13 protein-coding genes are annotated in these 10,671 nt (G+C 69.1%); 9 read left to right on the top strand and 4 right to left on the bottom strand.

Annotated elements, in window-relative coordinates; all coding sequences use genetic code 11:
• Window positions 1-34: 34 nt before the first annotated feature.
• The 3 genes from ACFYXB_RS03260 (at window position 35) to ACFYXB_RS03250 (ending at window position 2,284) form a co-directional block, all read left to right on the top strand.
• Window positions 35-1,537, top strand: a complete 1,503-nt coding sequence (locus ACFYXB_RS03260; protein ID WP_389577170.1) for a polysaccharide pyruvyl transferase family protein — start codon at window positions 35-37, stop codon at window positions 1,535-1,537.
• 221 nt (window positions 1,538-1,758) lie between these two features.
• On the top strand, window positions 1,759-2,028 hold the full coding sequence (locus ACFYXB_RS03255) for a type II toxin-antitoxin system Phd/YefM family antitoxin (protein ID WP_389577169.1): 270 nt from the start codon (window positions 1,759-1,761) through the stop codon (window positions 2,026-2,028).
• Window positions 2,021-2,284, top strand: a complete 264-nt coding sequence (locus tag ACFYXB_RS03250) for a type II toxin-antitoxin system RelE/ParE family toxin (RefSeq protein WP_389577168.1) — start codon at window positions 2,021-2,023, stop codon at window positions 2,282-2,284. Before ACFYXB_RS03255 ends, ACFYXB_RS03250 begins: the two co-directional genes overlap by 8 nt.
• 134 nt (window positions 2,285-2,418) lie before the next feature.
• On the opposite strand, the gene ychF is transcribed toward ACFYXB_RS03250, so the two are convergent.
• A complete protein-coding gene (gene ychF / locus ACFYXB_RS03245; protein ID WP_351344156.1) occupies window positions 2,419-3,507 on the bottom strand; it encodes a redox-regulated ATPase YchF in 1,089 nt (362 codons plus the stop codon).
• A 171-nt stretch (window positions 3,508-3,678) separates the two neighbouring features.
• Between ychF and ACFYXB_RS03240 the strand changes: the two genes are divergently transcribed.
• The gene (locus ACFYXB_RS03240) at window positions 3,679-4,206 is read left to right on the top strand and encodes a DUF6542 domain-containing protein (protein WP_389577167.1); all 528 of its coding nucleotides are present in this window, start codon (window positions 3,679-3,681) and stop codon (window positions 4,204-4,206) included.
• Between the two features lie 25 nt (window positions 4,207-4,231).
• On the opposite strand, the gene ppgK is transcribed toward ACFYXB_RS03240, so the two are convergent.
• Both ppgK and ACFYXB_RS03230 read right to left on the bottom strand, forming a co-directional pair.
• Window positions 4,232-4,987, bottom strand: coding sequence for a polyphosphate--glucose phosphotransferase (gene ppgK, locus ACFYXB_RS03235; protein WP_389577165.1), 756 nt, complete (start codon window positions 4,985-4,987; stop codon window positions 4,232-4,234).
• Window positions 4,988-5,039: 52 nt separating this feature from the next.
• Window positions 5,040-6,047, bottom strand: a complete 1,008-nt coding sequence (locus tag ACFYXB_RS03230; RefSeq protein ID WP_388497652.1) for a 4-hydroxy-3-methylbut-2-enyl diphosphate reductase — start codon at window positions 6,045-6,047, stop codon at window positions 5,040-5,042.
• Window positions 6,048-6,168: 121 nt separating this feature from the next.
• On the opposite strand from ACFYXB_RS03230, the gene ACFYXB_RS03225 reads away from it, so the two are divergent.
• The 4 genes from ACFYXB_RS03225 (at window position 6,169) to ACFYXB_RS03210 (ending at window position 8,812) form a co-directional block, all read left to right on the top strand.
• Entirely contained in the window at window positions 6,169-6,507 is a 339-nt protein-coding gene (locus ACFYXB_RS03225; RefSeq protein ID WP_389577163.1) for a hypothetical protein, read from the top strand.
• 38 nt (window positions 6,508-6,545) lie between these two features.
• A complete protein-coding gene (gene xseA, locus ACFYXB_RS03220; RefSeq protein WP_389577161.1) occupies window positions 6,546-7,754 on the top strand; it encodes an exodeoxyribonuclease VII large subunit in 1,209 nt (402 codons plus the stop codon).
• Window positions 7,755-7,845: 91 nt separating this feature from the next.
• A complete protein-coding gene (locus ACFYXB_RS03215) occupies window positions 7,846-8,088 on the top strand; it encodes an exodeoxyribonuclease VII small subunit (protein WP_389577159.1) in 243 nt (80 codons plus the stop codon).
• 133 nt (window positions 8,089-8,221) lie between these two features.
• Window positions 8,222-8,812, top strand: a complete 591-nt coding sequence (locus ACFYXB_RS03210) for a malonic semialdehyde reductase (protein ID WP_389577157.1) — start codon at window positions 8,222-8,224, stop codon at window positions 8,810-8,812.
• Window positions 8,813-8,889: 77 nt separating this feature from the next.
• Here ACFYXB_RS03210 and ACFYXB_RS03205 read toward each other — a convergent pair whose 3' ends face one another.
• Window positions 8,890-9,414 carry a DUF4245 domain-containing protein gene (locus ACFYXB_RS03205; protein ID WP_389577156.1) on the bottom strand — a complete coding sequence of 175 codons (525 nt, stop codon included), beginning with the start codon at window positions 9,412-9,414 and terminating at the stop codon, window positions 8,890-8,892.
• Window positions 9,415-9,540: 126 nt separating this feature from the next.
• Between ACFYXB_RS03205 and glpX the strand changes: the two genes are divergently transcribed.
• A complete protein-coding gene (gene glpX, locus ACFYXB_RS03200; protein WP_389577154.1) occupies window positions 9,541-10,575 on the top strand; it encodes a class II fructose-bisphosphatase in 1,035 nt (344 codons plus the stop codon).
• Window positions 10,576-10,671 lie beyond the last annotated feature (96 nt).

Below are 10,671 nucleotides of genomic sequence, written 5' to 3'. Positions count from 1 at the left end.
GGCGGCTTGTGCCCTGTTTTAGCCAAGGAAGTCCGTGAAGCGCATCCTCATCCGGTCCGGCAAGAGCCCCTTCCGCGTCGCCACGCCGACGGAGTTCATCCACCAGGACCTGATCGGCACGAACACCGGCAACCTGCTCTTCAGCGACTCGGCGCACAAAATGCTGCTGACCCCGAACACCGAGGTCACCTCCAACGGCATCCGTACCGATCACTCGGCGGAGCGCGCGGCAGAGATCAACGAGGCGTACGACGTCTTCGTCGTACCACTGGCCAACGCCTTCCGCCCGCAGTTCCAGGCATCGCTGGACCGGCTCTCCACGCTCATCGAGCAGCTCACGATCCCGGTCGTGGTCTTCGGCGTCGGTGCCCAGGCCGGCGACGACTACGAGACCGAACGTCTCAAGCCGATGGAGGGCTCGGTCAGGCGCTTCGCGGCAGCGGTCCTGGAGCGCTCGGCCAGCATCGGTGTCCGCGGTGAACTGACCGCCCGTTACCTGAACAGCATGGGCTTCGAGGACACCGAGATCATCGGTTGCCCGTCGATGTTCCTGTACGGCGACACCTTCCCCACGATCCGCGACTCGGGGCCCCTCACCACCGGCTCCCGCATCGCCATCAACCTCTCGCCCGACGCGATTCCGGTCGGCGACGTCTCGGACATCGCCCGGTACGCCCACGAGCACTACCCGAACCTGACCTACTACGCACAGAACCTGGTCGACGCCGAGACGCTGCTGTGGGGCGACACCACCGTGGAAGCGGGCGGGGACAACCCCTTCCCTCTCGAGCGTTCGCACCCGCTGATGCGCGAGGGCAAGGTCCGCATGCCCCTGGACCCGGCGACCTGGATCAGGGAACTGGGCACGTACGACTTCGCGTACGGCACCCGTATCCACGGCAACGTCGCCGCGTTGCTGGCCGGCACCCCCAGCGTCGTCCTCACCCACGACTCCCGGACCCTGGAGCTTTGCCGGTACTTCGACATCCCGCACCGTCCGCTGAGCGGGCTGCCCGCCGACACCGACCCGCGCGACCTGCACGAGGCGGCCGACTTCTCCGCCATGCTCAAGGGCCACCGCGAGCGTTTCGAGCGCATGACGGCATTCCTCGATCACAACGGTCTGGAGAACACCTACCAGCACGGTGACGGCGGCGCCGCCTACGAAGCCCGCGTCGCCGGCCTGGAGCTGCCGGAGTCCATGCGCGTCTGGAACGGCGAGGACGACGGCCACCTGCCCTACCGCATCGGCCGGCTGCGCGAACGCATCGCCGTCACCGACGACAAGGTGCGCACGCTCACGCAGAAGAACCGGGACCTGACCACGCGCCTGGCCGCCGTGGAGAAGAAGGCCACCGAGACCGCCACCCTGCGCAAAGAAATCTCAGCCGCCCGCGAGGAGCTCGAAGCGCTCCGCAAGCAGCTGGCGGCAACCACCCGCCGAGTCGACGGCATCGACCGCCGCGTCCTGGTCCGCGTCGGCCCGGCCATCCGCCGCCGCGCCCGCAAGCTCTCACCCCAACGCACGAACGACTGACCTGGCGCCCGCAAACACAACGGCGTTGAAGCGGAACCTTCAACACGGAGCTCCGGCCTGTGGAATCGCGGATTTTCGCGACCGCATCCAGCACCGATCCAGCACGGTGGGGGGGTACGCCCAGCACGCCCGACCGCTACGCCGCGAAGCCCATTCGGCCACGATGGCGCACACCCTGGGTGCCGTTGTGTACACATGCAACACTCGGTACCCTTGGGCGCATGACACGGCCGCTGCCCATAGAGTCCATCCGCGACGTGCGCGCACACCTCGCTGAGGTCGTGGAGCGTGCCGATCGCGACGACGTGCCCACCGTGATCACCCGCCGAGGCAAGGAGGTCGCCGCCGTCGTCTCCATCGAGGTGCTGCGCAAATACCAGGAATGGGAAGAGCGCGAGATCAACCGGATCATCGACGAGCGCATGGCCAATCCAGCGCCCGGCATCCCGATCGAGGACATCATGAAGGAGACGCTGGCGCGCAGTGAGTGAGTGCCGAACCGTCTTCCGGCCCGAGGCGCAGGCCGAACTTCGGAAGATCCCTCGCGACATGGCGCTGCGTATCCTGGCCAAGCTGACCGAGCTGGAAAGCGATCCGCTCGGCTTCAACACCACCGCACTCGTGTCGCAGCCAGAACGCCGCCGACTGCGAGTCGGCGACTACCGGGTCGTCTACACGATCGACAACGGAGAGCTGGTGGTGTGGGTCGTGCACGTCGGACATCGCTCCACGGTTTACGACACCTGATCCCGGCCGGCCCAGCATCAGAATATGCAGCACCCATCCAGCACCGGGATGGCGAAGGGGCCGACTCCCGGAGGAGCCAACCCCCTCCTGACCTGCATGCTTGACGAATCACTTAACGCATAGTGGTGCGCTACTTACACGTTGAACCTGAACTCCACCACGTCGCCGTCCTGCATCACGTACTCCTTGCCCTCCATGCGCGCCTTGCCCTTCGCGCGGGCCTCTGCCACCGAGCCGGTTTCCATCAGGTCGGCGAAGGAGATGACCTCGGCCTTGATGAAGCCCTTCTGGAAGTCGGTGTGGATGACTCCGGCGGCCTCGGGGGCCGTGGCGCCCTTCTTGATCGTCCAGGCGCGGGCCTCCTTGGGGCCGGCCGTGAGGTACGTCTGGAGGCCGAGGGTGTCGAAGCCTACGCGGGCCAGGGTGGCGAGGCCCGGCTCCTCGGCGCCGACCGACTCCAGGAGCTCCAGCGCGTCCTCCTCGTCCAGCTCGGCGAGGTCCGCCTCGAGCTTGGCGTTGAGGAAGATCGCCTCGGCGGGGGCGACCAGCGTGCGCTGCTCGTTCTTGAAGGTGTCGTCGGTCAGTTCGTCCTCGTCGACGTTGAAGACGTAGAGGAAGGGCTTCGTCGTCAGCAGGTGCAAGTCGTGGAGGAGTTCCGCGCGCTCGCTGCCCTGGACGATGCCGTGCGTGAAGAGCGTGTCGCCCTTCTCCAGGATCTCCTTCGCCGCCTCGACCGCGGCCACCTTGGGCGCCACGTCCTTCTTGATGCGCGACTCCTTCTGGAGGCGCGGCAGGACCTTCTCGATGGTCTGCAGGTCGGCGAGGATCAACTCGGTGTTGATCGTCTCGATGTCGTCCTTCGGCGAGATCTTGCCGTCGACATGGACGACGTTCTCGTCCTTGAAGGCACGGATGACCTGGCAGATCGCGTCCGACTCGCGGATGTTCGCGAGGAACTTGTTGCCCAGGCCCTCGCCCTCGGAGGCGCCGCGGACGATGCCCGCGATGTCCACGAAGTCGACCGTCGCCGGGAGGATGCGCTGCGAGTGGAAGATCTCGGCCAGCTCGGTGAGGCGCGCGTCGGGGACACCCACCACGCCTACGTTGGGCTCGATCGTGGCGAACGGGTAGTTGGCCGCCAGCACGTCGTTCTTGGTCAGGGCGTTGAACAGGGTCGACTTGCCGACATTCGGCAGACCGACGATTCCGATCGTGAGCGACACGTTGCGACTTCCCGTATGTGGAGTGGGCCAGGAGGCCAGGGGACCGGCCGATCCACCAGTTTACGGCGTGCCGGGGCCCACCCCGGCGGCCGCGTCGAACCCTTGCGCAAGCTCCACTCAACGGCGTGTCTGAAGGGCGAATCGGCACATAAGCCGACCTAAGTTGGTCCAGTGGAGCAACACAGGACCCGCCCCCCGCACCCCGGACCGCGTCGCGGCACCCCGTCCGCGCCCCTGCCGCCGCAGGCGAGACGCCGCCCGGCAGGCGTCCGGCAGCCCACCGCGGGTCCGGCGGTACGTCTCGTGCCGACCGATCGCCGGTGGCCCAACCCCCGGCTCACCGGGCTCGGCGCGGGTCTGTTCTGCGCGCTGGCGATGTTCCTGCTGGGCTTCCTCGACGAGCTGCTGTTCGGGGCGCGGCTGCCGGTGTACGGCGTGCTGTTCCTGCCGGTGTGCGTGCTGAGCGCGCTGTGGGTGCGCGGGAGCGATCTGATGACCCCGCCGATCGTCCTGCCGATCGCCTTCACCGTGGGCCTGCTGCCCGTCGCCGACGGCGGCGGGGGGGCCGCCGGCCGGCTGATGGGTCTGGTGACCGCTCTCGCCACCCAGGCCGTGTGGCTGTACAGCGGGACGCTCGTCGCCGGTGTGATCGTGATCGTCCGCCGGGTGCGGCTGGTGAGGCGGCGCAGGCGCGCCTGACGGCCGGCCTCGGCTCACGGCCCCGTCAGCTTGCCGAAGCGTCCCTCGAGGCGTGCATCGCCGCCCCCACGATCCCCGCGTTGTTCTGCAGCTGCGCCGGCACGATCTCGGCCTTGATGCCTTCGATGAGCGGCAGGAACTTGTCCGCCTTGCGGCTGATCCCGCCGCCGATGATGAAGAGCTCGGGCGAGAACAGCATCTCGACGTGGGCGAGGTACTTCTGGACGCGGCGCGACCAGTGCTCCCACGTCATCTCGTTGTCCTCCTTGACCTTGCTGGAGGCCCGCGTCTCCGCGTCGTGGCCGCCCAGCTCCAGGTGGCCCAGCTCGGTGTTGGGGACGAGCGCGCCGTCGAGGAAGACGGCGCTGCCGATGCCCGTGCCGAAGGTCAGCAGGATGACGGTGCCCCTACGGCCGCGCCCCGCGCCGAAGCTCATCTCGGCGACGCCGGCCGCGTCCGCGTCGTTGACGACCGTCACCTCGTGACCGCCCAGCCGCTCGCTGAACAACGTGCGCGCGTCCAGGTCGATCCAGCTCTTGTCCACATTGGCCGCCGTACGGATGGTGGATCCGCCGGTGACCACGCCCGGGAAGGTGAGTCCGACCTTTCCCGTCCAGCCGAAGTGCTCGACGACCTCCTTCACACCGTCGGCCACCCCGTCAGGCGTCGCCGGGTGCGGAGTGAGCACCTTGAAGCGCTCCTCCGCCAGGTCGCCACGGTCCAGGTCCACGGGTGCGCCCTTGATCCCGGATCCACCGATGTCCACGCCGAAGATCTGCATGGATCTACGTTACGTCGCACGACTGACGGTCACGCATCGGGCGTACGGACACTCACGCGTCCGACGTACCCGACCCGCCGCGCTCGGCCACCAGGGCCACCGCCTCCTCGCGCAGGTCACGGCGGAGTTCCTTGGGCAGCGAGAAGGTGATGGACTCCTCGGCCGCCTTGACGATCTCGACGTCGCCGTAGCCACGCTCGGCGAGCCACTCCAGGACCTGCTCGACCAGCACCTCGGGGACGGAGGCGCCGGAGGTGACGCCGACGGTGGTCACGCCGTCCAGCCAGGCCTCGTCGATCTCGCTCGCGAAGTCCACCAGGTACGCCTCGCGGGCGCCGGCGAGCTTGGCGACCTCGACGAGCCGCTTGGAGTTGGAGGAGTTGCGGGAGCCGACCACGATGACCAGCTCCGCCTCCTCGCCCATCTGTTTCACGGCGAGCTGACGGTTCTGCGTGGCGTAGCAGATGTCGTCGCTGGGCGGCGAGATCAGCTGCGGGAACTTGTCCTTCAGGGCGTCGACGGTCTCCATCGTCTCGTCGACGGAGAGCGTGGTCTGGGACAGCCAGACCACCTTGGAGGGGTCGCGGACCTCGACCTTGGCGACGTCCGAGGGGCCGTCGACCAGCTGGATGTGCTCGGGGGCCTCGCCGGAGGTGCCGATGACCTCCTCGTGGCCCTCGTGCCCGATCAGGAGGATGTCGTAGTCCTCCTTGGCGAAGCGGACGGCTTCCTTGTGGACCTTGGTGACCAGCGGGCAGGTGGCGTCGATGGTGGCGAGGCGGCCGCGCTCGGCCTCCTCGTGGACGACAGGGGCCACGCCGTGCGCCGAGAACATCACGATGTTGCCCGGCGGCACCTCCTCCGTCCGTTCGACGAAGACGGCGCCCTTCTTCTCCAGGGTCTGCACGACGTACTTGTTGTGGACGATCTCGTGCCGGACGTAGATCGGGGCCCCGTACTGCTCCAGGGCCTTCTCGACGGCGATCACGGCGCGGTCCACGCCCGCGCAGTAGCCCCGGGGGGCGGCGAGCAGGACACGGCGGCCAGGCGAAGCGGTCATGTGCACCATCGTAAGGCCGCGTTCGGGGGGTCAGAGATCCCGTCCGGGTGACGATCCCGGGGAGACCGGGACGCAGGCGACGCGAGGAGGCAGTCGATGTCCGAGACCGCCGTGCGCGGCCGTGAGCATCCTCGTGGCGGCGGTGTGGGTGGCGCGGTGGGGCGACGGCATGGACGACCTGGTGTCGGTGGTCGACATCGGCGCGCTGAGCGCCTTCACGTTGCTGCACGCGAGCGTGGTGGGTGGTTCGCGGTGCGGCGGCGGGGTGGCGTGGTGGCGGTGGCAAGTGGCTGCGCCCGTGCTGGGGACGGTGATCACGGTGGCCGTGATCGGTACGGCGTCCGGGGCGGCGCAGGTGGTGGGGGCGGGGTGGTTGGTGATCGGGGTGGGGGTGTTGGTGGGGCAGCGGGGGCGGTCGGCGGGGGTTGAGTGGTGGGCTGCCTGCAGCCGCGGCCCGTAGCCGGGGGGGTGTCGGTGGGGGCGGTTAGTCTCGGCGGCATGGCTGCTAACACGTCTCCCGAGGCGCCCCTGCCCGTCGGTGAGGTCTCTCGGCTCATCGGGGGGTGGATCGATCGGCTCGGGGCGGTTTGGGTCGAGGGGCAGATCACTCAGTTGTCGCGGCGGCCGGGTGCCGGGGTCGTGTTTCTGACGTTGCGGGATCCGTCGTACGACATCTCGGTGAGCGTGACCTGTTACCGGCAGGTCTTCGATGCCGTTGCCGATGTCGTCGGCGAGGGCGCGCGCGTCGTCGTACTCGCGAAGCCCGAGTGGTACGCCCCGCGTGGCCAGCTGTCGCTGCGCGCCACCGAGATCAGGCCGGTCGGAGTCGGTGAACTGCTCGCCCGGCTGGAGCAGTTGAAGAAGTCGCTGGCGGCGGAGGGGCTCTTCGCAGCCGAGCGGAAGAAGCCCCTGCCGTTCCTGCCCCAGCTCATCGGCCTGGTCTGCGGCCGGGCCTCCGCCGCCGAGCGGGACGTGCTGGAGAACGCCCGGCACCGCTGGCCCGCCGTCCGCTTCGAGGTGCGCAACGTACCCGTGCAGGGCGTGCACGCGGTGCCACAGGTCGTGCAGGCCGTGAAGGAGCTCGACGAGACCGACGCCGTCGACGTGATCATCGTCGCGCGCGGTGGCGGCAGCGTGGAGGACCTGCTGCCCTTCTCCGACGAACAGCTGGTCCGCGCGGTCGCGGCCTGCCGTACGCCGGTCGTGTCGGCCATCGGCCACGAGCCCGACACGCCGCTCCTGGACTATGTGGCCGACCTGCGCGCGTCCACGCCGACCGACGCCGCGAAGAGGGTCGTACCGGACGTGGGCGAGGAGTTCGAGCGGGTGCGGTTGCTGCGCGACCGGGCGCGGCGGTGCGTGGAGGGGTTCCTGGAGCGGGAGGAACGGGGGCTCGCGCACGCGCTGGCCCGGCCGTCGATGGAGGACCCGCACCGGATGGTCGAGGAGCGCGCGGACCACGTCGCCTCGCTGGTCGAGCGCTCGCGGCGCACGCTCGGCCACCTCCTGGACCGCGCGGACTCGGAGCTGACGCACACGCACGCACGCGTGGTGGCCCTCTCCCCCGCGGCGACGCTGAAGCGCGGGTACGCGGTGCTGCAGAAGGCCGACGGGCACGTGGTCCGCGACCCGGCCGTGGTGGCGGAGGGCGAGGCGCTGCGGGCGCGGGTCGCCGAAGGCACGTTCACTGTGGCCCGCGTCGACTGAGCGGCGTGGACGAGTTCGGGTCCGGCCGGGGGTCCGGGGGTAGCCCCCGGGAAAGCACAGCACGGTACGAGTCGATGTCTAGGGTGGGCGGATGACCAGCAAGGTGCAGGAAGAGGCGCTCTCGTACGAGCAGGCGCGGGACGAGCTGATCGAGGTTGTACGGCGGCTGGAGGCGGGCGGGACGAGCCTCGAGGAGTCGCTCGCCCTCTGGGAGCGCGGCGAGGAACTGGCCAAGGTGTGCCGACGCTGGCTGGAGGGGGCGCGTGCCCGGCTGGACGCCGCGCTGGCCGAGGAGGAGGGAGAAGAAGAGGAGGACACCGCCGCGTCCGAGTGACCGGCCCGGCGGGACCGTGAAGCGGATCACCACCCTTCGCTATTTGTAGAGTATTGAATCTTCTCGGAGGTACCGTCGTTCCGTAAGCCGGACCGGGACTCGGATCCGGACACGCTCTCGAGGAAGTCCACGCATGTCTCTCGTTCTTGACCCCGCCGCCCAGGACCTGCTGTTCCGTGAGGCTCGTACCGCGAACACCTTCACCGACGAGCCGGTGACCGACGAGCAGGTCAAGGCCATCTACGACCTGGTCAAGTACGGCCCGACCTCCATGAACCAGTCGCCCTTGCGCATCACCCTGGTCCGCTCCCCCGAGGCCCGCGAGCGTCTCGTCCAGCACCTGGCCGAGGGCAACCAGAAGAAGACCGCCGCCGCCCCGCTGGTCGCGATCCTCTCCGCGGACAACGAGTTCCACGAGGAGCTGCCGGAGCTCTTCCCGCACTTCCCGCAGGCCAAGGACGCCGTCTTCGGCGACCGCGCCATGCGCGAGAGCAACGCCGCTCTGAACGCCACCCTCCAGGCCGCGTACTTCATCATCGGCGTCCGCGCCGCCGGTCTGGCCGCCGGCCCGATGACCGGCCTGGACTTCGAGGGCGTCCGCAAGGAGTTCCTCGACGACGACCACACCCCGTTGATGGTGGTCAACATCGGCAAGCCCGGCCCGGACGCCTGGTTCCCGCGCTCCCCGCGGCTGGACTACGACGCGGTGATCACCACCGTCTGAGCGACCCCTCGGACACGAGAGGCCCCCGGCAACGGCGCCGGGGGCCTCTCGTACGTCAGGGGACAGGTCCAGGGGCGTCAGGCCAGCTTCAGCGCACCGGCCATCGTCGCCAGCTCGCCGAAGGGCGCCGTACCCGCGACCACCGTCGTGGAGCCAGGGGTGTCCTCGAGCACGAGGGCGTCGTAGCGACCGCCGGTGTAGCGCGTCCAGGTGCGGTCGCCGATCTTCTGTGTGACCTTGGTGGCCCTGGCGCCCTGACTGGCCTCGTCGATGAACTCGGCGCGCTTCTGAGTGGACTGCTCGATCTGCACGTACTGACCGTCGGGGATCTGGAACCCCAGGTGCCAGCGGTCGGCGTTCGCCCCCTGGAAGCGGACCGAGGTGGCCTTCCAGGTGCCGGGCAGGCCCTCGGGTGCGGCCACCGGGTAGCTCGCGGCGCGCCTCGCCGTGAGGAGCTCCACGCGGTAGTCGACCCGCTTGATGTCGGGAGCGTGGTCGTCGTGCGGGATGAAGACGTAGATGACGCCCGCCGCGATCCCGATCAGGCCCAGGGAAAGGATCATGTCCCGGACCGACTTCTGCTTGCCGTTCGAACCTGCCACGTCCCTATCGTCGCAGGTGCCCGTCCCGCTCATCCGTGGGGGCCCCTGCTCATTTTGTCTGTCTGACGATAGAGTCGGGACGAAAACCCTCATCCGGCCGTCGCCGTATCAGAAAGGTGCGCTCCGATGACCGAGCATCATCACCTGCCGTCCGAACTCGATGTCCCCTCCGAAGCCCCCGACCGCAACCTCGCCCTGGAACTCGTACGGGTCACCGAAGCCGCCGCGATGGCCGCGGGCCGCTGGGTCGGGCGCGGCGACAAGAACGGCGCCGACGGAGCCGCGGTGCGCGCGATGCGTACCCTCGTCTCCACCGTGTCGATGAACGGCGTGGTCGTCATCGGGGAGGGCGAGAAGGACGAGGCCCCGATGCTCTTCAACGGGGAGCGTGTCGGCGACGGCACCGGGGCCGAGGTCGACATCGCCGTCGACCCGATCGACGGCACCACGCTGACGGCCAAGGGCATGCCGAACGCGATCGCCGTCCTCGCCGCCGCCGAACGCGGCGCCATGTTCGACCCGTCCGCCGTGTTCTACATGGACAAGCTGGTCACCGGCCCCGAGGCGGCTGACTTCGTCGACATCGACGCGCCCGTGTCGGTCAACGTCCGCCGGGTCGCCAAGGCCAAGCGGTCCACGCCCGAGGACGTCACCGTCTGTATCCTCGACCGGCCGCGGCACGAAGGCATCATCAAGGAGGTCCGGGAGGCCGGCGCGCGCATCAAGCTGATCTCCGACGGCGACGTCGCCGGCTCGATCCTCGCGCTGCGCGAGGGCACCGGTATCGACCTCCTGCTCGGCGTCGGCGGCACCCCCGAGGGCATCATCTCGGCCTGCGCCGTGAAGTGCCTCGGCGGCACCATCCAGGGCAAGCTGTGGCCGAAGGACGACGCGGAGCGCGGGCGTGCGATCGACGCGGGGCACGATCTCGACCGGGTGCTCACGACGGAGGATCTCGTGACCGGGGAGAACGTGTTCTTCGTCGCGACCGGGATCACGGACGGGGAGTTGCTGCGGGGGGTTCGGTATCGGTCGGAGACCGCTACCACCGATTCCATCGTGATGCGGTCTCGGTCCGGGACCGTGCGACGGATCGACTCCGAGCATCGGCTCAGCAAGCTGCGGGCCTATAGCGCGATTGACTTCGATCGCGCCAAGTAGGGCGCCGTGCGGTTTCGGGTGCGGGTGCGTGGGGGGCTTCGCGCCCACGCGGCGGAGCCGTATATCGACACTGCCCCGCGGCCGTTACAGGTAGGA

This window comes from Streptomyces sp. NPDC002619 (assembly GCF_042889305.1).
GTDB lineage: Bacteria > Actinomycetota > Actinomycetes > Streptomycetales > Streptomycetaceae > Streptomyces.
Note: the sequence above shows the minus strand (reverse complement) of the source record. Positions and strands in the feature narration are given on the sequence as shown.